The 20,970-nt window shown below is 68.8% G+C and carries 24 protein-coding genes and 1 tRNA gene; 14 read left to right on the top strand and 11 right to left on the bottom strand.

What is annotated here, in order from left to right; genetic code table 11:
• Nucleotides 1-92: 92 nt before the first annotated feature.
• From I6N89_RS13855 to I6N89_RS13825, 7 genes are all read left to right on the top strand, one after another.
• On the top strand, nt 93-704 hold the full coding sequence (locus I6N89_RS13855) for a (d)CMP kinase (RefSeq protein WP_207019030.1): 612 nt from the start codon (nt 93-95) through the stop codon (nt 702-704).
• A gap of 123 nt (nt 705-827) precedes the next feature.
• Nucleotides 828-1,061 (top strand): hypothetical protein, encoded by a 234-nt coding sequence (locus I6N89_RS13850; RefSeq protein WP_207019029.1) that lies wholly within the window; start codon nt 828-830, stop codon nt 1,059-1,061.
• A 255-nt stretch (nt 1,062-1,316) separates the two neighbouring features.
• Nucleotides 1,317-2,993 (top strand): 30S ribosomal protein S1, encoded by a 1,677-nt coding sequence (rpsA, locus tag I6N89_RS13845; protein WP_207019028.1) that lies wholly within the window; start codon nt 1,317-1,319, stop codon nt 2,991-2,993.
• Nucleotides 2,994-3,301: 308 nt separating this feature from the next.
• Nucleotides 3,302-3,583 (top strand): integration host factor subunit beta, encoded by a 282-nt coding sequence (gene ihfB, locus I6N89_RS13840; RefSeq protein WP_076705549.1) that lies wholly within the window; start codon nt 3,302-3,304, stop codon nt 3,581-3,583.
• Nucleotides 3,584-3,592: 9 nt separating this feature from the next.
• Entirely contained in the window at nt 3,593-3,943 is a 351-nt protein-coding gene (locus I6N89_RS13835) for a LapA family protein (RefSeq protein ID WP_076705547.1), read from the top strand.
• Nucleotides 3,944-4,043: 100 nt separating this feature from the next.
• Nucleotides 4,044-4,715 carry a phosphoribosylanthranilate isomerase gene (locus I6N89_RS13830; protein WP_207019027.1) on the top strand — a complete coding sequence of 224 codons (672 nt, stop codon included), beginning with the start codon at nt 4,044-4,046 and terminating at the stop codon, nt 4,713-4,715.
• Nucleotides 4,716-4,808: 93 nt separating this feature from the next.
• The gene (locus I6N89_RS13825; RefSeq protein ID WP_207019026.1) at nt 4,809-5,633 is read left to right on the top strand and encodes a transglutaminase family protein; all 825 of its coding nucleotides are present in this window, start codon (nt 4,809-4,811) and stop codon (nt 5,631-5,633) included.
• Nucleotides 5,634-5,724: 91 nt separating this feature from the next.
• Here the strand turns inward: I6N89_RS13825 and ykgO are convergent, their stop codons facing one another.
• Both ykgO and I6N89_RS13815 read right to left on the bottom strand, forming a co-directional pair.
• Nucleotides 5,725-5,850 carry a type B 50S ribosomal protein L36 gene (ykgO, locus tag I6N89_RS13820; RefSeq protein ID WP_007792261.1) on the bottom strand — a complete coding sequence of 42 codons (126 nt, stop codon included), beginning with the start codon at nt 5,848-5,850 and terminating at the stop codon, nt 5,725-5,727.
• Nucleotides 5,851-5,931: 81 nt separating this feature from the next.
• Nucleotides 5,932-6,006, bottom strand: a tRNA-Val gene (locus I6N89_RS13815).
• A gap of 201 nt (nt 6,007-6,207) precedes the next feature.
• Here I6N89_RS13815 and I6N89_RS13810 point away from each other — a divergent pair.
• Nucleotides 6,208-7,074, top strand: a complete 867-nt coding sequence (locus I6N89_RS13810) for an N-formylglutamate amidohydrolase (protein ID WP_207019025.1) — start codon at nt 6,208-6,210, stop codon at nt 7,072-7,074.
• Nucleotides 7,075-7,138: 64 nt separating this feature from the next.
• Here the strand turns inward: I6N89_RS13810 and lpxK are convergent, their stop codons facing one another.
• The 7 genes from lpxK to rbfA all read right to left on the bottom strand — a co-directional run bounded on the left by lpxK (nt 7,139) and on the right by rbfA (nt 13,121).
• Nucleotides 7,139-8,131, bottom strand: a complete 993-nt coding sequence (gene lpxK / locus I6N89_RS13805) for a tetraacyldisaccharide 4'-kinase (RefSeq protein WP_207019024.1) — start codon at nt 8,129-8,131, stop codon at nt 7,139-7,141.
• Nucleotides 8,131-9,366 carry a 3-deoxy-D-manno-octulosonic acid transferase gene (locus I6N89_RS13800; RefSeq protein WP_236016629.1) on the bottom strand — a complete coding sequence of 412 codons (1,236 nt, stop codon included), beginning with the start codon at nt 9,364-9,366 and terminating at the stop codon, nt 8,131-8,133. The genes lpxK and I6N89_RS13800 overlap by 1 nt, the downstream gene beginning before the upstream one ends.
• Before the next feature lie 5 nt (nt 9,367-9,371).
• Nucleotides 9,372-9,614 carry a DUF4170 domain-containing protein gene (locus I6N89_RS13795; protein ID WP_076705525.1) on the bottom strand — a complete coding sequence of 81 codons (243 nt, stop codon included), beginning with the start codon at nt 9,612-9,614 and terminating at the stop codon, nt 9,372-9,374.
• Between the two features lie 136 nt (nt 9,615-9,750).
• Nucleotides 9,751-10,533, bottom strand: a complete 783-nt coding sequence (locus I6N89_RS13790; RefSeq protein ID WP_207019023.1) for an inositol monophosphatase family protein — start codon at nt 10,531-10,533, stop codon at nt 9,751-9,753.
• Nucleotides 10,520-11,866 (bottom strand): TldD/PmbA family protein, encoded by a 1,347-nt coding sequence (locus I6N89_RS13785; RefSeq protein WP_207019022.1) that lies wholly within the window; start codon nt 11,864-11,866, stop codon nt 10,520-10,522. The genes I6N89_RS13790 and I6N89_RS13785 overlap by 14 nt, the downstream gene beginning before the upstream one ends.
• A gap of 109 nt (nt 11,867-11,975) precedes the next feature.
• Nucleotides 11,976-12,722 (bottom strand): phosphodiester glycosidase family protein, encoded by a 747-nt coding sequence (locus I6N89_RS13780; protein ID WP_207019021.1) that lies wholly within the window; start codon nt 12,720-12,722, stop codon nt 11,976-11,978.
• Nucleotides 12,723-12,725: 3 nt separating this feature from the next.
• Nucleotides 12,726-13,121, bottom strand: a complete 396-nt coding sequence (rbfA, locus tag I6N89_RS13775; protein ID WP_207019020.1) for a 30S ribosome-binding factor RbfA — start codon at nt 13,119-13,121, stop codon at nt 12,726-12,728.
• Nucleotides 13,122-13,215: 94 nt separating this feature from the next.
• Between rbfA and dapB the strand changes: the two genes are divergently transcribed.
• Entirely contained in the window at nt 13,216-14,031 is an 816-nt protein-coding gene (gene dapB, locus I6N89_RS13770; RefSeq protein ID WP_207019019.1) for a 4-hydroxy-tetrahydrodipicolinate reductase, read from the top strand.
• A gap of 160 nt (nt 14,032-14,191) precedes the next feature.
• On the opposite strand, the gene I6N89_RS13765 is transcribed toward dapB, so the two are convergent.
• Nucleotides 14,192-14,389, bottom strand: a complete 198-nt coding sequence (locus I6N89_RS13765) for a DUF1674 domain-containing protein (RefSeq protein WP_207019018.1) — start codon at nt 14,387-14,389, stop codon at nt 14,192-14,194.
• Between the two features lie 73 nt (nt 14,390-14,462).
• On the opposite strand from I6N89_RS13765, the gene I6N89_RS13760 reads away from it, so the two are divergent.
• From I6N89_RS13760 to purH, 3 genes are read left to right on the top strand one after another with little or no spacing between them, the layout of a single operon-like run.
• Complete coding sequence (locus I6N89_RS13760; RefSeq protein WP_207019017.1) at nt 14,463-15,767, top strand: RsmB/NOP family class I SAM-dependent RNA methyltransferase; 1,305 nt, start codon at nt 14,463-14,465, stop codon at nt 15,765-15,767.
• A gap of 51 nt (nt 15,768-15,818) precedes the next feature.
• The gene (locus I6N89_RS13755; protein WP_207019016.1) at nt 15,819-17,567 is read left to right on the top strand and encodes a heparinase II/III family protein; all 1,749 of its coding nucleotides are present in this window, start codon (nt 15,819-15,821) and stop codon (nt 17,565-17,567) included.
• Nucleotides 17,568-17,589: 22 nt separating this feature from the next.
• Nucleotides 17,590-19,179, top strand: coding sequence for a bifunctional phosphoribosylaminoimidazolecarboxamide formyltransferase/IMP cyclohydrolase (gene purH / locus I6N89_RS13750; protein ID WP_207019015.1), 1,590 nt, complete (start codon nt 17,590-17,592; stop codon nt 19,177-19,179).
• Nucleotides 19,180-19,264: 85 nt separating this feature from the next.
• On the opposite strand, the gene I6N89_RS13745 is transcribed toward purH, so the two are convergent.
• Complete coding sequence (locus I6N89_RS13745) at nt 19,265-19,876, bottom strand: TetR/AcrR family transcriptional regulator (RefSeq protein WP_207019014.1); 612 nt, start codon at nt 19,874-19,876, stop codon at nt 19,265-19,267.
• Between the two features lie 97 nt (nt 19,877-19,973).
• Between I6N89_RS13745 and I6N89_RS13740 the strand changes: the two genes are divergently transcribed.
• Nucleotides 19,974-20,258 carry a hypothetical protein gene (locus I6N89_RS13740; protein WP_207019013.1) on the top strand — a complete coding sequence of 95 codons (285 nt, stop codon included), beginning with the start codon at nt 19,974-19,976 and terminating at the stop codon, nt 20,256-20,258.
• Nucleotides 20,246-20,854, top strand: a complete 609-nt coding sequence (locus I6N89_RS13735) for a GNAT family N-acetyltransferase (protein ID WP_207019012.1) — start codon at nt 20,246-20,248, stop codon at nt 20,852-20,854. The genes I6N89_RS13740 and I6N89_RS13735 overlap by 13 nt, the downstream gene beginning before the upstream one ends.
• Nucleotides 20,855-20,970: the final 116 nt, after the last annotated feature.

The raw sequence follows: 20,970 nt of genomic DNA, 5'->3' as shown, positions 1-20,970 counted from the left end.
CGCGTCGGCGGGGCATCCGTCGCGGGGCTTGAAGCGCGCGTCAGGGCTCGCCATAACACCGGGGTTTGTAGGCTTTGCAGAAAAGAGGCGGTATGGCGTTCACCATCGCAATCGACGGGCCGGCGGCGGCGGGCAAGGGAACGATCAGCCAGGCGGTGGCGCGGCATTTCGGGTTCGGTCATCTGGATACCGGGCTGCTCTACCGTGCTGTCGGGCGGCAGATGCTCGACGGGGTCGAGCCGGTCGCGGCGGCGCGCGGGCTGATGGCGGAAGATCTCGAGGCCGAGGGGCTGCGCAGCCCGGAAGTGGCGCAGGCGGCAAGCAAGGTCGCGGCAATCCCGGAGGTGCGCGCGGCGCTTGTGGATTTCCAGCGCGCCTATGCGCGACGCGCCGGCGGCGCGGTGCTGGACGGGCGCGATATCGGCACGGTGATCTGCCCGGAGGCGGAGGCCAAGCTCTTTGTCACCGCCAGCCCCGAAGTGCGCGCCCGGCGCCGCTATGAGGAGCTGCTGGGCAAGGGGATCGAGACCGAATACGAGACCGTGCTCGAGGAGACCCGCGAGCGCGATCACCGCGATGCGACCCGCGCCGACGCGCCGCTGCGCCCGGCGGAGGATGCGGTGGTGCTGGACACGTCGGCGCTCGATATCGAGGCGGCGGTGGCGCACGCCATCGCGGCGGTGGGGCGCGCGCGCGCGGACTGAGCGCGCTCGTCAGGCCCACGCGGGCCTTTCCCGCGGTATTCTGGGCGGACATTTTCTGTTAGGCTGAGGCGGGCGGCCATTTGGGCGCCCGTTTCAGATCATGTTATTTCAGGAGAGTCCGTTATGGATCATTTCATTTTCAAGAAACCCGGCGCCCAGGTGATCAACACCATGAAGATCCCCGACATCGACGGCGAAAGCCAGATCGACATTTTCGCGATCTGGGGCACCAACGGCACTGCCGCCACCTCGGTGCATGTGGAGCCGCGCGCCTTTGATGGTGTGGACGGCGAAGCCAAGGATTTCGATCCTGGCCCGGCCGCGATCGTGAGTTTCGAGGACCCGCTACTGGGCTGATCGGCCCCGGGCGGGCCGCGCGGTCCGCCCATTCACGCTTGCGCGACGGGCAGCCAGCGGTTATATCGCGCGCGTCAAGCAAGGCAAACAACGCCGCGGACGACGAGACGAGCAGGGTCGGCACCACCGGCCCTCTTTCGTATTGCGGAGCGCCCGAAGGACCAATCCGTGCGGCCCAAGGCCCACATCACCAAGACCGGCGGAGACAACCGCCCGGCCAGAAAAAACCGAAGATGAAAAGGATCATAACGCCACATGGCTAACGCAACCATGGAGGAATTCGAGGCCCTCCTTAATGAAAGCCTCGAAATGGACACGCCCGATGAGGGCACTGTCGTCAAGGGCAAGGTCATCGCGATCGAAGCGGGCCAGGCCATCATCGATGTCGGCTACAAGATGGAAGGCCGCGTCGAACTCAAGGAATTCGCGAATCCCGGCGAAGCGCCCGACATCACCGTCGGCGATGAGGTCGAAGTCTATCTCCGCGCCGCCGAGAACGCCCGCGGCGAAGCCGTCATCTCCCGCGAGATGGCCCGCCGCGAAGAAGCCTGGGACCGTCTCGAAAAAGCCTATGCCGACGACGCCCGTGTCGAAGGTGCGATCTTCGGCCGCGTCAAAGGCGGCTTCACCGTCGATCTCGGCGGTGCCGTGGCCTTCCTGCCCGGCTCCCAGGTCGATGTGCGCCCCGTGCGCGACGCCGGCCCGCTCATGGGTCTCAAGCAGCCGTTCCAGATCCTCAAGATGGACCGTCGCCGCGGCAACATCGTTGTCTCGCGCCGCGCGATCCTTGAAGAGAGCCGCGCCGAACAGCGTGCCGAGGTCATCTCGAACCTCACCGAAGGCCAGACGGTCGACGGCGTGGTCAAGAACATCACCGAATACGGGGCCTTTGTGGACCTCGGCGGTGTCGACGGCCTGCTGCACGTCACCGACATGGCATGGCGCCGTGTGAACCACCCCTCCGAGATCCTGTCGATCGGCGAGACCGTCAAGGTCCAGGTCATCAAGATCAACAAGGAAACCCACCGTATCAGCCTGGGCATGAAGCAGCTCCAGGAAGATCCGTGGGATCTGGTTGCCGTCAAGTTCCCGCTGGGTTCGGTCCACAAGGGCCGCGTCACGAACATCACCGATTACGGTGCCTTCGTGGAGCTGGAGCCGGGCGTCGAGGGCCTCGTTCACGTCTCGGAAATGTCCTGGACCAAGAAGAACGTGCACCCGGGCAAGATCGTCTCCACCTCGCAGGAAGTGGACGTCATGGTGCTCGAAATCGACCCGGCCAAGCGCCGCGTGTCGCTCGGCCTCAAGCAGACCATGCGCAACCCGTGGGAAGTCTTCTCCGAGACCCACCCCGAGGGCACGCAGGTCGAAGGCGAGGTCAAGAACATCACCGAATTCGGTCTGTTCATCGGCCTCGACGGCGAGATCGACGGCATGGTGCACCTCTCGGATCTCAGCTGGGATCAGCGCGGCGAGGAAGCCATCCAGGAATACCGCAAGGGCGACGTGGTTCAGGCCGTGGTCACCGAAGTGGATACCGACAAGGAGCGTATCTCGCTCTCGATCAAGGCCCTGGGCGGCGACAAGTTCGCCGATGCGGTTGGCGGCGTGAAGCGCGGCTCGATCGTGACCGTCGAGGTCACCGCGATCGAGGATGGCGGCATCGAGGTGGAATACGAAGGCATGAAATCCTTCATCCGCCGCTCCGACCTGTCGCGTGACCGTGCCGAACAGCGCCCCGAGCGCTTCTCGGTCGGTGACAAGGTCGATGTGCGCGTCACCAATATCGACAGCAAGACCCGCCGTCTGGGCCTGTCGATCAAGGCACGCGAGATCGCCGAAGAGAAAGAGGCCGTGGAACAGTACGGCTCCTCGGACTCCGGCGCATCGCTGGGCGACATCCTGGGCGCGGCGCTGAAAGGCGACAACTGAGCCTGACGCGCGCCCGCGCAAGAGACGAGAGGCCCCGCCGGAGCGATCCGGCGGGGCCTTTTCACGTGCGCCTCCGGGGCGCAATGCCGCCACGGGCGCGCGCCGAATCGTCCGGCGTGCCGGCGCTAGCTGCGCCGCAGCAATCGGGCGCGGGCGCGGCCGATGTGGCGAAGCCCCGCCGAACCCAGCGTCAAAGCGCTGCTATTCATGGCTTTTTTCGGCTATCTCGAGCTTTCCATTTGGCGGGGACGGCCGGAGTGTCGTAGAAGAGGGGCGCGCGAAAAGACGCCTTGAGGGGATGTGTGAGGATGATCAGATCAGAATTGATCCAGAAGATCGCGGAGGAGAATCCGCATCTCTACCAGCGGGACGTGGAGAGGATCGTGAATACGATCTTTGAGGAGATCACCAATGCCATGGCCCGGGGCGACCGGGTCGAACTGCGCGGCTTCGGGGCCTTTTCGGTCAAGAAGCGCGACGCGCGGCTGGGCCGGAACCCCCGGACCGGCGAAGCGGTCGATGTCGAGGAAAAGCATGTGCCCTTCTTCAAGACGGGCAAGCTCCTGCGCGACCGGCTGAACGGAAAGTAAGGCAGACCTATGCGCTATATTCGCTACGCGTTCCTGGGCGTCCTCGCGGTCGTCCTCGTGGCCATCGCCATGGCCAACCGCTCCATGGTGGAGCTGATGCTGCTGCCCGAGGAGCTGGCGGCGCTGGTGAATTTCCAGCAATCGCTGAACGTGCCGGTGTTTCTGGTGTTTTTCGGCGGCATCGTCGCGGGGCTGCTGATCGGGTTCTTCTGGGAATGGCTGCGCGAGCACAAGCACCGCGCCGCCGCCGCGCAGCGCAAGACCGAGCTGCGCAAGCTCGAGCGCGAGCTGAAAAAGACCCAGGCCGAGCGCGACAAGGACAAGGACGAGGTTCTGGCGATTCTCGACCAGAGCGCCTGAGACCGGGCAGGGGCGCCTTTCGGGGCGCTGCCCCCGCCGCCCGCCGGGCGGCGTCCCCGGGATATTTGGGGCCAATGGAAAACCGCTGGGCTGGTGCGGGATGGATGATATTCGCGTAAAGATCTGCGGGCTGACACGGCCCGAGGACATGGACGCCGTGGCGCGGGCAGGGGCCCGTTATGCCGGGCTGGTGTTCTTTGCCAGGAGCCCGCGCTGCGTGAGCGTGGCGGAGGCGCGCGCGCTGGCGCTGGCGGCGCCGGTGGGGCTCGCCAAGGTCGGGCTCGTGGTGGATCCGGAGGATGCGCTGCTTGACGAGATCCTGGAGGCGGTGCCGCTCGACATGGTGCAGTTGCACGGGCGCGAGAGCGTGGCGCGGGTGGCCGAGATCCGGGCGCGCTATGGCTTGCCGGTGATGAAGGCGGTGGGGGTTGCCCGCGAGGCGGATCTGCCGGCGCTCTTGGAATATGGCAAGGTGGCGGATCAGCTTCTGGTGGATGCCAAGGCGCCGAAGGGCGCGGCGCTGCCCGGTGGCAACGGTCTGGCCTTCGACTGGCGGCTGATCGCCGGGCGGCGCTGGCCCTGCCCGTGGATGCTGGCGGGCGGGCTGACGCCGGAGACGGTCGGCCGGGCGGTGGCGATGACCGGCGCGCGGCAGGTGGATGTCTCTTCCGGGGTCGAATCGGCGCCCGGGGTGAAGGATCCCGACCGCATCGCGGCCTTCGTCGAGGCGGCGCTGGCGGCGGGGGGCGAAGGCGCGGTGCCGCGCCTCTAGGCAGGGCGTGCGGCGGGGGCGCGCGCGTCACGGATTTGACTGGCGCTGCGATGGTTTGCGATGCTTCACTGCCGGGGATGCGGGGAGGCAACGATGAGGTTTTCGGTCCGTCACGAGACAGTCTACAGCTACGAGGCGCCGGTTGCCCTGGCGCCGCACCGGTTGCGGCTGACGCCGCGCGGCGAGGCCGGGCGGCTGTTGCTGCGCGGGCTGTTGATCGAGCCGGAGCCGGCGGCGCTGCGCGAGATCGAGGATGCCCATGGCAATGTGCTGACGCTGGTGGAATTCGGCGATCCGGCCAGAGCGCTGCGCATCGACAGCCAGTTCGAGATCGAGACGCAGGCGCCGCTGGCCGCGGACGCTGCGTTGCCGCCGCTGCCCTGGCTTGGGCAGGAGGTGGAGTTGGCGCCCTATCTCGCGGCGACAGATCCCGGCGCGGCGGTGCGGGATTTCGCGCGTCTGCTGATGGCGGCGTCGCGGGGCGAGGCGCCGGCCTTTCTCGATGCGCTGACGCAGGCGCTCTATGAGCGCACCGACCGGCGCATTCGCGACACCGGTTATGCCCAGAGCCCGGAGGAGACGCTGCTGCGGGCAGAGGGGGCCTGCCGGGATCTGGCGGTGCTGTTCATCGCCTGCTGCCGGCTCATGGGGATCCCGGCGCGCTTTGTCAGCGGCTATCAGGCGCGGGCGGAGAGCGTCGACGGCAAGCGGCATCTGCATGCCTGGCCCGAGGCCTTCCTGCCGGGGCTTGGCTGGCGCGGCTACGACCCCACCCATGGCACGCGGGTGAGCGATGGCCATGTGGCGCTCTGCGCCGCGCCGGAACAGGCGGAGACCATGCCGGTGGAGGGGGGCTATTACGGCGCGCCGATGGGTACGAGCCTGCGTTACCGGGTCGAGATCGTCGCGGAGGATTGAGCGTGCGGCGGAGTGGAAAACCGCAGCACCAAAAGCAGAAAGGCCACCCGAGAGGGGCGGCCAGTTCCGTTATTCGCGATCTTTGGACGCCTCAGCCCTGACGGGCCTTGAAGCGACGCTGGGTCTTGTTGATCACGTAGACACGGCCCTTGCGGCGCACAACGCGACAGTCGCGATGGCGCTTTTTGAGCGAGCGGAGCGAGTTTGCGACCTTCATTTCGGTCTCTCCTCTTGTCGCGGCGCGCGAGCGCCTGGCGTTGCGATTTCCCGTGGCACGAGGCCGCGGGGATGATGTCCATGGTGGGCGGTACTGGGATCGAACCAGTGGCCCCTACGATGTCAACGTAGTGCTCTACCGCTGAGCTAACCGCCCGTTATGGACCGCGCGATCCTGTTCCCCGTGCCCCAGAATAAAACGGGGCGCGGAGGAACCGCGCCGGTGGAGCGCTCTATAAAAGGAGTCGGAAGCGGTGGCAAGCGCTTTTCCAGAGCTTTTCCCGGTTTCCTAACTGTCTGTAAAACGGGCTTTTGGCGGGGATGCAAATGGGGCTAAACTGGCGCGGAAGGAGCCGGAATGCCGAAAGTCGCCTATCACCTCGATCTGCCGGAGGCGGCCACCTCCTGCGTGGTCTTCGCCTCGCCGCATTCGGGGCGCGATTACCCGTGGAGCTTCCTGCGCGGCACGGTTCTCGACGAACAGTCGATCCGCTCTTCCGAGGATGCCTTTGTCGACCGGCTTTTCGACTGCGCACCGCAATTCGGCGCGCCGCTGCTGCGCGCCGGGGCGCCGCGCGCCTTTATCGACCTCAATCGCTCGGTCGATGAGCTCGATCCCGCGCTGATCGAAGGGGTGCGTCGCGGCGGGCACAATCCGCGCGTGTCGAGCGGGCTGGGCGTCGTGCCGCGGGTGGTGGCGAACGGTCGGGCGATCTATCGCGGCAAGCTGCCGCTGGCGGAGGCGGAGCGGCGGATCTCGCGTTACTGGCACCCCTATCACCAGCAGCTGCGCGGGTTGCTCGAGCGCGCGCGGGCGCAGCATGGCGAGGCGATTCTGATCGATTGCCACTCGATGCCGCATGAGGCGGTGGAGGGCGTGGCGCGCAGCTCCGGGCGGCGTCCGGAGATCGTGATCGGCGACCGGTTCGGCGCCTCCGCCGCGCCGGAGATCGTGGCGCGGGTCGAGGCGGCCTTTGCCGGAGCGGGGCTGGCGGTGGTGCGCAATACGCCCTTTGCCGGTGCTTATGTGACCCAGGCCTATGGGCGACCGTCGCGCGGCCAGCACGCCATCCAGGTGGAGATCGACCGGTCGATCTATATGGATGAGGCGCGGATCCGGCCGAATGCGCAGTTCCAGGCCTTCCGGCGGCTCTTGCGCGGGGTGGTGGCGGAAATCGCTGCCATCGGCCACCGCGATGCGGACCAGCCGCTGGCGGCGGAATAGGGGTGGCGGCAAAAGTCTTCGAAGACTTTTGCAAATTTCTTCGAAGAAATTTGGGCGCGGGCGGTCAGGGAAACAGCCGGTCCAGGGCGGTGTCGAGTGGCCCCGCATCGTCGATCTGCAACCGCACGGGCAGGGTCAGCACCTTGGGGCGGAAGGCGTCGGGTAGCCGTACTGCGTCCTTTTCCGTGGTCACAAGCTGCGCCCCGAGCCGGGCCGCGTCGGTTTCCAGCCGGGTCAGCAGCGCCGGGGTGAAGGGCTGGTGGTCGTCGAGCGCTTGCGTAGCGGCCAATTCGGCGCCGAGGCCTTTCAGGGTGGCGAAGAACTTCTCGGGGTGGCCAATTCCGGCGAAGGCAAAGGCGCGCATATCGGCCCAGTCCATGCCGGTTTGCAGCGGCTCCAGCCGGCCGGTCAGATGCGGCAGGGCGATCCTGTCGCCCCAGCTCGTGGCGAACTGGCGTTGCGCCGGGCCGGGGCCGATGGAGAGCAACAGTTCGGCGCGGTCGAGACCTGCGGGAATCGGCTCGCGCAGGGGGCCGGCGGGCAGGCAGCGCCCGTTTCCGAAGCCCTTGGCGGCATCGACCACGATCAGCGACAGATCTTTTTGCAGAGATGGGTTCTGGAAACCGTCGTCGAGCAGGATGACTTGCGCCCCGGCGGCCACGGCGGCGCGGGCGCCGGCCGCGCGGTCGCGTGCCACCCAGACCGGGGTGAAGGCGGCGAGCAGCAGCGGCTCGTCGCCCACATCCATCGCGCCGTGCCGGCGTGGATCGACCTGAACCGGCCCGCTCAGCCGCCCGCCATGGCCGCGCGAGACCACATGCACCACCAGGCCGCGCGCCGAGAGCCGCTCGATCAGCGCGACGACCGTGGGGGTCTTGCCGGTGCCGCCGGCATTGAGGTTGCCGACGCAGATCACCGGCACGCCGGGCGCAAGCCCCGCCTGCCGCGCGACGCGGCGGGCGGTCGCCCGCGCGGTGAGCGCGCCCAGCGGTGCCAGCAGACGGGCCTGCCAGCCGGGGCGCGAGGGGGGATTGTACCAGAAGCCGGGCGGGCGCATCAGGCGGCCTCTCCGGCGCCGTCGCCGCCATCGCCGTCGAGCCACTGAATGATCAGCGCGATCACCTCGTCGGTGAGCGCCGCGCCTTGGCTGATCACATCCCAGCCGGCATGGGCCATGGCGGCGGCGCGGTCAGGCGCAATGAGCTGCGAGACCGCCGCGGCCAGCGTGTCGAAATCGCGGACGATGCGCGCGGCGCCGGCCTCGACCAGCCGCGTGTAAGCCGAGAGATGCCGCCCGACATTCGGGCCATAGAGCAGGGCGGCGCCATGAGCGGCGGCCTCCAGCGGGTCTTCGCCGCCATGACCGGCGCGCAGCGAGCCACCGAGGAAAACGATGGGCGCGAGCCGGTACCAGAGACCCAGATCGGCGGCTTCGGCGGTCAGCAGCACCTGGCAGTTCTCATCGGGCATGTCTCCGCTCTCCCAGCAGGCGATACGCAGGTCCGAGGCTCTTGCGGTTTCGGCGATGGCGGCGCCGTCCTCCGCGCTTGCGGGGACCAGGATCAGCAGCAGCCGGTGGGCGAGCCGCGTTGCCCGCCGATGCGCGCGCAGGATATCGGAGGCCTCGCCGGCGCGGATCTTGGCGGCGAGCCAGACCGGTCGGCCAGAGAGCGCCTGCGCCATCTCCTCGTGTAGTGCCGGTGGGCAGTCGAGCGGCGGCGCGGTCTCGCTGAGCGGACCGGCACGGCGCAATCGGCTGTCGCTCAGCCCCATGCGACGCAGCCGGCGCAGAGCGGCGCTGTCCTCGGCAAAGATCCGGTCGAACAGTGCCAGTGCGGCGCCGGTGCAATCGGGCACCCAGAGCGGCGCGGGGGTGGTCCAGATCTCGTTGCGTGCCCCGAGATGGATCATCCGCGTGCCGGCGGCGGAGACCCGCGCCAGCAGCGCAGGCGCCAGGCGCTGGCCGGTCCAGAGCCCGAGATCCGGACGCCAGTGATCGGCAAAGGCCTGGGCATTGGCCTGGCTGTCGACCGGCAGTGGCAGCACGATGCGGTCGGGGGCGCCGCTGGGGGCGGATATGCCGGGCGGATGGGTGAGCAGCAGTGTGATTTCCGGGCGTTGGCTCTGCATCCGGGCGGAAAGCGCAGAGAGCGCACGCGCGGCCTCGGCACTGTCCGCATGCGCCCAGACCACAGGCCCCTCGGGCCGGGGGGGCGCCGGGGGCATGGGCGTTGCGGGGCGCCCGCGGGCAAAGGCCAGATAGGCCGAAAGCGCGAAGGGTTTGCGCGTCAAGGGTGTCAGCCGAGCTCCTCGGTGGTCGAGGCCTCGGTCTCCTCGTCGCGCAGCCGGTGCAGATGCGCGATGTAATAGCGCATATGGGCGTTGTCGACGGTGCGCTGCGCCTCGGCCTTCCAGGCGTCATGGGCGCTGGCGTAATCGGGGAAGATGCCGACGATATGGATGTCGTCGACATTCTTGAAGGTGTTCTTTTCCGGGGTCACGAGTTCGCCGCCGAAGACGAGGTGCAGTCGCTGAACCATCCTTGATGTCCTTTCCCGTGCTGACGGGGGCAACCTACGGGCTGGCCGGGCGAGGTCAAGCGCGGAGGCGGCGGTGCAAAAGTTTTCGAAAACTTTTGCAAATTTCTTCGAAGAAATTTGCGGGCGGGTGGAGGGCTCAGGGCATCTGCCGCAGCCGCGCGACGATATCCGCGTGCAGCGCCGGGTTGGCGGCGATCACCCCCTCATGCAGCGGTTTCTCGGCGTTGAAGCGGATCGCATCGCCGCGCCGGTCGGTCAGCTTCGCGCCGGCTTCCGCGAGCAGCAGCGCGCCGGCGGCGATGTCCCATTCCCAGGACGGGCGGAAGGTGAACATCGCATCGTAGCGCCCCTCGGCCACCAGCCCCAGCCGATAGGCGATGGAGGGGCGGTGGCTGCGCGTGGTGGCGGGCGTGCCCTGCCGCCAGTGAGTCGGGTCGAGCGCCGGTTTCGTCGCCAGCACATGGGCGCTCTCCAGCGTCGCGGCGCTGCCGGCGCGCAGGGGGCGGTCGTTGAGCCGAGCGCCTTCACCGGCCTCCGCCGCATAGAGCTTGTCGCGCAGCGGCAGGAAGACCACGGCGGCGGTGATCTCTCCGTCCTCGGCCACGGCGATGGAATGCGCCCAGCTGTCGGAGCCCTCGATGAAGCTGCGGGTGCCGTCGATCGGATCGACGATGAAGACCTTTTGCGCCGCCAGCCGGACGGGATCGTCGGCGCTCTCCTCACTGAGCCAGCCATAGCCGGGCCGCGCGCCGCGCAGGATCTCCGCGAGCACAGCGTTCACCGCCATGTCGGCATCGGTCACCGGGCTGCCGTCGTCGGGCTTGTGGCGCACATTGATCTCGGCACCGATAAAGCGCGTTGCGGTTTCGGCCGCCGCCTGGGCGGCGCGCATGAGCAGCGCGAGATCACTCTCCGGCAAGGGTCAGCCCCTCCACCAGCAGCGAGGGCACCACGCGCGACAGCCAGGGCCGGGCGTCGTTGGCGGGCGTCATCCGGCGCAGCATGTCGCGCAGATTGCCGGCGATGGTCACCCCCGAGACAGCATAGGCCGGCATGCCGTTCTCGACCCAGAGCCCCGCCGCCCCGCGCGAATAATCGCCGGTATTGGGGTTGATCGTGGCGCCGATCATCGAGGTCACGATCAGCCCCGTGCCCATCTCGGCGATCAGGTCCGCGCGGCTCTTCGCGCCTTGTGTCAGCTCCAGATTCCAGCTGCTGGGCGAAGGCCCGCCCGAGGTGCCGCGTGCGGCATTGCCGGTGGGCGCCATGCCCAGCTTGCGGGCATTGGCCAGATCGAGCGTATAGCCGGTCAGCACGCCGTTTTCGACGAGGGCGCGGCGCTGCGTCGGCAGGCCTTCGGCATCGAAGGGGCGTGAGGCGGAGATGCGCGGGCGGTGCGGATCCTCGATCAGCGACAGCTCCGCCGGCAGCACCTCTTGCCCCAGCGCGTCGCGCAGCCAGGACGCACCGCGCGCCACCGCCGCGCCGTTGGCCGCCGCGATCAGATGGCCGATCAGCGCGCCGGCGATGCGCTCGTCGAAGAGCACCGGATAGGCGCCGGTCTTGGGTTTGCGCGGGTTCAGGCGCTCCAGCGCGCGCTCGGCGGCGCTGCGGCCGATCTCCTCGGGCGCGCGCAGGTCGCTCTGGAAGGTGCGCCCGTCGCCGTCGTAATCGCGCTCCATCGCCAGCCCTTCGCCGGCGATGGCGACGCAGGAGACCGAGCGCGAGCTGCGGGTATAGCCGCCGGAAAAGCCGTTGCTGGTGGCCAGATGGATCTGCCGGCGCCCGTAGCCGGCGCTTGCCGCCTGCACCTGCCCGATGCCGGCGACGCCAAGCGCCGCGGCCTCGGCGGCGCAGGCATCCTCCTGAAGCGCCGCCGGGGCGGGCTCCGGTGCCGGGTCGCACATCTCGAGCGCGTCGGCATCCCAGTCGCGGGCGAGCTGGTCGGGATCGGCGAGTCCGGCATAGGGATCCTCGGGCGCCTCGCGGGCCATGGCGACGGCGCGTTCGGCCATCGTCGCCAGCGTTTCGTCGCTGGTATCGGAGGCCGAGACCACCGCCGTGCGCCTGCCGACAAAGACCCGCAGCCCGATATCGGTCCCCTCCGAGCGCTCGGCCTTTTCCAGCGTGCCGTTGCGCACGTCGATTTCGGTGGCGCTGCCAGCGACCGCCAGCGCGTCGGCGGCATCGGCGCCGGCCTTGCGGGCGGCGGAAAGGAGGGCGTCGGTGAGGGTATCGAGGGCGCGGGCCATGTGTTCTCCGTCTCGGGTCGTTCTCCGAGGTAGGCCGCGCGGCGGCGCTGTGCAAGGAAAAGGCGCCGGATTGGCCTGTGCGGTGGCACTGCCCGTGCGGATGCGCCGGCTACTCGGTCTTTGCGACCACCCCGAGGATCGGACCGAGCGCGCGCCCGATATCGCGGCGGCCGATCTCCGGCGCCCAGAGCCGCGAGACATTGCCGTCGAGAAACAGCGCCTGCGGCAGGCCCAGCCTGTCGCGGAAGAGCGAGGCGAATTCGTGGAAGCTCACCGCGCTTTCGGAGATCGCGAAGATGACTGTCTTGCCATCCTCCGAGGTGCCGACGCCGTTGCGCACATATCGCGAGGTGCTGTCGGGCAGGAAGCGCGGGTGCAATTCGCCGTCGACCACCAGCATCGGCCCGGATTGCTGCGCATAGCGGCACTCGGGCCGGTCGCGCAGAAAGGCGCGCGTCTCGATCACGTCGGCGCGGTCCTCGCGGATGCAGAGGATGCCATTGGGCAGCAGCCCGAAATTGCCAGGTCCGGCATTGGGGATGACCCGCATCGCCTCCTCGCCGCCCTCGACATAATAGCCGACCGGCGCGCGATCCTCGTGATACATGCCGCCATTCATGGCAAAGACCAGCGTCTCGCCCCCGGCGCGCAGCGATGCGTCGAGCGTGGCGAACTGTCCCCAGGGCGTGCCGTCGGGGGCGTTCAGAAAGCCGCGCAGCTCCTCGTGTTCGGCATCGACGGTGCAGAGCGTGTAGCGATTGCGCTCGTAATCCACGCTCTCGCAGGTGACGGCACGGGCAGGAAGCGCGGGCAGGGCGCCCAGCAGCAGCGCGCAAGCGGCGATCCAGCCGCGCACCGGCTAGTCCTCCAGATCGCGGCGCACCGCGTCCTGCGCGAAAAGCCGGCGGGTCTCGTCGAGCCGGTCGAAGGTCTCGTCGAGGCGGAACCGTAGCTCGGGGGCGAATTTCAGCGTCAGCCCTTTCGATACCGCGCGGCGCAGCTCGGATTTGTTGCGCCTGAGCAGGTCGAACATCTCGTCCGCATGGCCGCCGCCCAGCGGCACGACATAGGCGGTGGCGACCTTGAGGTCCGGCGATACGGTGACCTCGCCCACGGTGATCGACAGGCGGTTGAGTTCGGGATCGTGGATATCGCCGCGCGTCAGCACATCCGAGAGCGTCCGGCGAATGAGTTCGCCGACCCTCAGCTGCCGCTGGCTTGGTCCGTGCCCGTCGTGGAATCTGTTCTTGCCCATGCTTCCCCACTTAGTGCCTGCCCGCCCCTTTGCCAAGCGCGCCGACGCGCGGTAAGGAGGCGCGGGTTTCGCGCGATTGGGATTGGAGAGCAGGATGACCGAAAAGCCGGGTGTCGTGGTGACGGGAGTGTCGGGCCGCATGGGCCAGATGCTGGCCCGCGAGGTGCAGAAGAGCGACCGGCTGCGCCTCGTCGGCGCGCTGGAACGCGAGGGCCATGACTGGGTGGGCCGCGATCTGGGCATCTGCATGGGCGGCACCGAAAACGGTGTGATGGTGACCGATGACGCGCTGGAGGCCTTTGCAAAGGCGCAGGCGGTGATCGACTTCACCGCGCCCGCCGCAACCGTGGGGTTCGCCGAGCTCGCCGCGCAGGCACGCGCGGTGCATGTGATCGGCACCACCGGGCTGTCGCCGGAGGATCTGCACAAGATCCATGTGGCGGCGCGTCACGCGGTGATCGTGCGGGCCGGCAATATGTCGCTCGGCGTGAACCTGCTGACCAAGGTGACGCAACAGGTCGCCGCCGCGCTGGATGCGGATTGGGATATCGAAATCGTCGAGTCGCATCACAACCAGAAGGTCGACGCGCCCTCGGGCACCGCGCTGATGCTGGGCGAGGCCGCCGCCGAGGGGCGCGGCGTGGCGCTGGACGCGGTCTCCGACCGGGGCCGCGACGGCATCACCGGCAAGCGAGAGCGCGGCCATATCGGCTTTCACGCCATTCGCGGCGGCGATGTGGTGGGCGAGCACGAGGTGATCTTTGCCACCGCCGGCGAGCGCATCGTGCTCAAGCACATCGCCTCCGACCGCGCGCTCTTTGCCCGCGGCGCGCTCAAGGCCGCGCTCTGGGGGCAGGACAAGGCGCCCGGCGAATACGACATGCTGGATGTGCTGGGTCTCAGCGACTGAGGCCGGCGCCCGTGTCGGGGCCCGCGCCAGTTTGCGTACTTGGAAAGAGAAGACGACAGGAGTGCATCGCCTATGGGCTTCTTCTCTTTGACAAATACGCCTGCCGGACCTCGTCACGCGCCGCTGCCGTCATTTTAGGGCGATGCGGCGCCAAGGCGGCTTAGAAGTCGATGGCGATGCCTTTTTTCTCCCAGTCGCCATAGCGCGCCGGGTCGAGCCCGTCGCGACCGCCATATTCCTTCGGCGCCGGCGAGCGGGCGGCCTCGATCTCGGCCTGTTTGCGGCGTTCGGCGGCCTCGGCCAGCGCGCGCTGCGCGGCGGCGGGCAGGTCGGTGCGTGGGGTGGTATCCTCGGACATGGCGGCTTTCCTCGTCTCTGTCCCCTTGATATATGCGCCGCCAGCCCCGTGACACAACCCGGAGACCGCCCTCATGCCGACCATTTCCTCTGCCCGCGTGCAATGCGTGGCACTGCTGGGCCAGGTGCTGGGACAGGGGCGGCTCTTGTCCGAGGCGATGTCGGGCCCGGCCTGGCAGGCGCTGGCCGCGCCCGACCGCGCGGCGGCGCAGCGCATGGCGCAGGAGGTGCTGCGCAATCTCGAACGCTGCGACCGGCTGCTGAAGCCGCATCTGCGCAAGGGCCCGCCGCTCTTCGTCAGGAACGTGCTGCGGCTGGGCGCCTGGGAGCTCTGCACCGGCGGTGCTGCGCATGGGGTGGTGAATGACTGCGTGCAGATCGTCGCGCAGGACCGCAAGGCGCAGAGCATGAAGGGGCTGGTCAACGCGGTGCTGCGCAAGCTCAGCGCAGACGGGCCGGCGGAATGGACCAAGCTGCGGGTGCCGCGCCTGCCGCGCTGGCTGCGCGACCCGCTGGTCGCCGCCTGGGGCGGCAAGGCGGTGGCGGCGATGGAGGCGGCGCATCTGGCGGGCGCGCCGCTCGACCTGACGGCAAAGGGCGACCCGGCGGCACTGGCACAGGCCGTGGGCGGCCAACTGCTGCCCACCGGCTCGGTGCGGCTGGCGGAGCCCGGGCAGGTCTCGGCGCTGCCGGGCTACGAGGCCGGCGACTGGTGGGTACAGGATGCCGCCGCAGCACTGCCGGCGCGGCTCTTGGGCGACGTGGCGGGGCTGCGGGTGCTCGATATGTGCGCGGCGCCGGGCGGCAAGACCATGCAGCTTGCGGCGGCGGGCGCGCATGTGACCGCGCTCGATCTGTCGGAGACACGGCTGGCGCGGGTGGCGGAGAACCTCGCCCGCACCGGGCTCAGGGCCGAGATCGTGGCGGGCGACGCGCTGGAGCATCGGGGCACATATGATGCCGTGCTGCTCGATGCGCCCTGTTCGGCCACCGGCACGATCCGGCGCCACCCCGACCTGCCGCATGCGAAACAGGGCGAGGGGATCTCGGAGCTGATCGGGCTTCAGGATAAGATGATCGACCATGCGCTGGGGCTTCTGGAACCGGGCGGGCGGCTGGTCTTTTGCACCTGTTCGCTGATTCCCGACGAGGGCGAATGCCAGATCGAGGCGGCGCTGGCGCGGCATGAGGGCCTTGAGCTGCTGCAAGCCGAGGCGCCGGGCATCGAGGCCGGCTGGCGCGCGCCCGAGGGCGGGCTGCGGCTGCGGCCCGATTTCTGGGCGGAACGCGGCGGCATGGACGGGTTCTACATGGCGGTTCTGCGGAAACCCGGCGGTTCGGCGCCATTCCAAGGTGACTTGCCCGACCCCACTGGTTAGTATCGCCGCAAGAACAGCCGCGGCAAGAGCGGGCGAGAGGCACGAGGGCGCATGTCACAGACGGAAAGCTGGTCCGCCGCGGCGACGCGGTTTCTGAACCGCTTTCACGCGCGCATGGCCGCCCGTTCCCGTCCCGCGCTGGGATTCGTCTCGCAGCAGGAACCGCGCAGCACCGGCAGTTTCGCCAAGGGCAGGCAGCTTTGCGCCGGCAACCTGATGTTCGCGGGCCATCTGGTCGAGGCGCCCGACGCGATGATCTGGGATCTCGACACGCCGGATGCCGCCTGGGAGGAAGAGATCCACAGTTTCCGCTGGCTCGACGATCTGGCGGCGGCGGGCGATGCGCGGGCGCGCGGCGTGGCGCAGACCTGGCTCTGGGGCTGGATCGCGCGCTATGGCAGCGGCAAGGGCGCCGGCTGGGCGCCGGAGCTCGCCGGGCGGCGGCTGATCCGCTCGATCCAGCACGCGCTTTTTGTGCTGCGTGGCATCGATAGCGAGAAATCCGGCGATTTCTACCGCGCGCTGGCCTGCCAGACGATCTTTCTCAGCCGCCGCTGGCAGAGCTCGGCGCCCGGGCTGCCGCGATTCGAGGCACTGACGGGGCTGCTCTATGCCGGGCTGTCGCTGGAGGGCATGGGCGCTTATGTGGAGCCAGCGCGGCGCGCGCTGGGGGCGGAATGCACCCGACAGGTGGATGCGCAGGGCGGCATTCCCACCCGCAACCCCGAAGAGCTGCTGGAGGTGTTCACCCTGCTGACCTGGGCGCAGGCGGCGCTGGAGGAGGCGGACGCGGTGCCCGACGACGCGCATCTGGCCGCCCTTGGACGGATCGCGCCGACCCTGCGCGCGCTGCGCCATGCCGATGGCGGGCTGGCGCGGTTCCAGGGCGGCGGGCGCGGGCTCGACGGGCGGCTCGATCAGGCGCTGGCGGCCTCGGGCAGCCGCAGGCGGCAGGCCGAGGGGCTGGCCATGGGCTATGCCCGGCTCTCCGCCGGGCGCACCAGCGTCATCGTCGATGCGGCACCGCCGCCGGGCGGGCGCGCCTCTGCGGATGCGCATGCCTCGACGCTGGCCTTCGAGCTGACCTCGGGGCGGCGTCCGCTGGTGGTGAGCTGCGGCTCCGGCGCGGTCTTTGGCGAGGACTGGCGCCGCGCCGGCCGCGCCACGCCCAGCCATTCGACGCTTTGTCTCGATGGCTATTCCAGCGCGCGGCTGGCGCCGCCGCGGCGGGTCGGCGGGGTGGAGCGCGAGCTGCTGGAGGATGCGCCGCAGAATGTGCCGGTAGAGATCGGGCAGGCATCGGACGGGCTGCGTTTCGAGGGCGGCCATGACGGCTATCGCACGACCCACGGGCTGACCCATGCGCGCATTCTGGAGCTGACCTTCGACGGGCGCGGACTGGTGGGCGAGGATCTGCTGATGACGCTCACCGATGTGGACAAGAAGCTGTTCGACCGGCGCATGGATGCGGTGAAGCTCTCGGGCCTGCCCTGGCAACTTCGTTTTCACCTGCATCCGGAGGTGGATGCAGAGCTCGACATGGGCGGCAACGCGGTCTCGCTGGCGCTGCGCTCGGGGGAAATCTGGGTGTTTCGGCACGATCCGGGGCCGGAGCTGACGCTGGAGCCCTCGGTTTATCTGGAAAAAGGCCGGTTGCGGCCCCGTGCCGCCAAACAGATCGTTTTATCCGGTCGCGCGATGGAGTATGCGACGCGCATCCGCTGGTCTCTGGCCAAGGCGCAGGACACCGCGATTGCGGTGCGCGACCTGGCGACGGATGAGGCGGAGCCGACGCATTGAACCATCTGGGGACCCCAACCGTATGCCTGACCTGCACAAAGTCGCCCGCGCACTGATTTCCGTATCCGACAAGACCGGCCTGATCGAGCTGGGCGAGGCCCTCGCGGCGCGGGGGATCGAGATTCTCTCCACCGGCGGCTCCGCGAAGGCGCTGCGCGAGGCGGGGGTCGCTGTGCGCGACGTGGCCGAGGTCACCGAGTTTCCCGAGATGATGGACGGGCGGGTCAAGACGCTGCATCCGCGCATCCATGGCGGGCTGCTGGCGCTGCGCGACAATGCCGAACACCGGGGCGCGATGAAAGGCCACGGCATTCCCGAGATCGACCTGCTGGTGGTCAATCTCTATCCGTTCGAGGAGACGGTGGCCAAGGGCGCCGATTACGAGACCTGCATCGAGAATATCGACATCGGCGGCCCGGCGATGATCCGCGCCGCCGCCAAGAACCACGGTTTCGTCAATGTGGTGGTGGATGTGGCCGATTACGCCCCGCTGCTGGCGGAGCTCGACGCCAATGACGGTGCGACGAGCTATGCGTTCCGCCAGAAACTGGCGCTGACCGCCTATGCCCGCACCGCCGCCTATGACAGCGCCGTTTCGGCCTGGATGGCGGGCGCGCTGGACGAGGCGGCGCCGCGCCGCCGGGCCTTTGCCGGCGAACTGGCCCAGACCCTGCGCTATGGCGAGAACCCGCATCAGAGCGCCAGCTTCTACCGCGACGGCTCCGACCGTCCGGGCGTGGCGAACGCGGTGCAGCATCAGGGCAAGGAACTCAGCTACAACAATATCAACGACACCGATGCCGCCTTTGAGCTGGTGTCGGAATTCCTGCCCGGGGACGGGCCGGCGGTGGCGATCATCAAGCACGCCAACCCCTCGGGCGTGGCCAAGGGCGCGACGCTGAAGGAAGCCTATCAGAAGGCGTTCGACTGCGACCGCACCTCGGCCTTCGGCGGCATCGTGGCGCTGAACGGCAAGCTGGATGCGGAGACCGCCGAGGCGATCACCGAGATCTTTACCGAGGTGGTCATCGCGCCGGGGGCCGACGACGCGGCAAAGGAGATCTTTGCCAAGAAGAAGAACCTGCGCCTGCTGACCACCAGCGGCGTTGCCAATCCCGGCGTGCCGGGGCTGACCTATCGTCAGGTGGCGGGCGGCTTTCTGGTGCAGGACAAGGATACCGGGATGATCGGCCTCGACGATCTGAAGGTGGTGACCAAGCGCCAGCCCACCGAGGCCGAGCTGCGCGACCTGCTGTTTGCCTGGAAAGTGGCCAAGCACGTCAAGTCGAACGCCATCGTCTATGTCAAGGACGGCGCCACGGTGGGCGTGGGCGCGGGCCAGATGAGCCGGCTCGATTCGGCGCTGATCGCCGCCAAGAAGGCCGAGCGCATGGCCGAGGCGATGGGCCTGCCGGAGCCGTTGACCAAGGGCTCGGCGGTGGCCTCGGACGCGTTCTTTCCCTTTGCCGACGGGCTGCTGGAAGCGGCGGCGGCAGGGGCCAGCACGGTGATCCAGCCGGGCGGCTCGATGCGCGACGACGAGGTGATCGCGGCGGCGGACGAGGCGGGGCTGGCGATGGTGTTCACCGGGATGCGGCATTTCCGGCACTGAGCCGGCGCGCTCCTCAAGCCCTTGCGGGCATTCCCCGCAGCAGAATGGACGGGCCGACGCGCTGCTCCGGCCCGTTTGCGTGTCGCTATCGCGGGGCGTTGCCCGACATGTCGGCAGAGACCGCCTTGCGCACCATGTCCCAGTAGATATCGGCAACCTCGGGGATCGAGAGCCGGCCGCCGGCGCGATACCAGGTGTTGACCCCGGTCAGCATGGCGATAAGCGCGTAAGAGGCCAGTCGTGTATCGGGCACGGAAAACGCGCCGTCCGCCTGGCCGTCGCGCAGGATCTCTTCCAGCGCGCCCTCGTAGCGCTTGCGCAGCGCCTCGATCACCGCGAAATTCTCCGGCGTCAGATTGCGCAGCTCCATATAGGAGATGAAGATCGCTTCGGGCCGGGCGAGGTTGAAGCGGATGTGAAAGCGCACGAAGGCTTCGAGCCGGGCGCGGGGCGCTTCGGGGCGCTGCTCCGCCTGCCACTCCTCCAGCAGATCGTCCATATGGCCCTTGAGCAGCGAGAAAAGTAGCGCCTGCTTGTCGGGGGTGTAATTGTAGAGCGCTCCAACCTGAACCCCCACCTCGCGGGCGATCTGGCGCATGGAGACGGCGGCATAGCCGTGCTGCGCAAAAAGACGCAGCGCCGCCGCCCGCACGCGCGGGCCGGTGATATCGGAATGCGATCCTTGGGTGCGGGCCATTGCTACAGGCTATCTGAACATACGTTCAGATCAAGCCGGGTGCTTGCTCCGCGCGCCGGACTGCGGCAAGAGGGTGACAGACCAGACGGACCTGCCCATGCGCCTTTCGCCTTCTCTGCTCCTGCTCGCCCTTGTCGGCTGCGCCCAGTTCCCCGAGCTGGATGCCGCGCGCACGCCAGGGGTGGAGGCGATGCCCTTTCCGGCCCTGCTGCCGCTCGACGGGCTGCTCGACGGTCCGGAGCCGCGCGCCACGCCCGAAATGCGGGCGGGGATCGAGGGCCGGGTGGCCGGGCTGCGCGCCCGCGCGGCGCGGCTTCAGGGGCCGGTGGTCCCGGCCAGCGACCGGGCGCGGATGACGCAGGGGATCGCGTGGCCGTATTGACCGGTGCCGAGGACGGCGATCTGACGCGCGATCTCTCCGGCCTGCCGCTGGCGACCGAGCGCCTGACGCTGCGGCGCTTCCGTCCCGACGATCTGCCCGCCTTTGCCGCTTATCACAGCCGCGCCGAGGTCTATCGCTATCTCTATCAGGAGATCCCCGAAGGCGACGCGATGGCGGAAAAATTCGCGGGCTTTCTCGACACACCCTTCGCCGCCGAGGGCGACCGGCTGCGCCTCGCGGTCACCAGACGCGCGGATGCGGCGCTGCTCGGGCAGGTCTCGCTGAGCATCGCCAGCCTTGCGGCGCTCCAGGGGGAGGTCGGCTATATCTTCAACCCCGATTTTGCCGGGAAGGGATATGCCACCGAGGCGGTGCGGGCGATCCTCGATCTGGGCTTCGGGCAGATCGGCTTTCACCGGATCTTTGCCCGGCTCGACCCGCTCAATGCCGGGTCGGTGGGGGTGGTCGAGCGGCTCGGCCTGCGGCGCGAGGCGCATCTCGTGCAGAACGACCGCTTCAACGGGGTCTGGGGCGATGAGCTGATCTATGCGCTGCTGCGCGCCGAGTGGCAGCGCCCAGGCGCGCCCGGGGCCTGACAACGCCGCTCTTGTCGGCTCTCTGCCGGGCGGGCAGGGGAAAGGCCGGGCGTTCGCCGCCGCATCCCGTTGCACCTGCCGCGCCTTGCGGCTAAGGCGGATCGGAACCGATCGCA

The sequence above is a fragment of the Salipiger abyssi genome, from assembly GCF_017311415.1.
Taxonomy (GTDB): Bacteria; Pseudomonadota; Alphaproteobacteria; order Rhodobacterales; family Rhodobacteraceae; genus Salipiger; species Salipiger abyssi_A.
The sequence above is the reverse complement of the archived record's forward strand: the minus strand, read 5'-3'. Positions and strand labels throughout refer to the sequence as shown.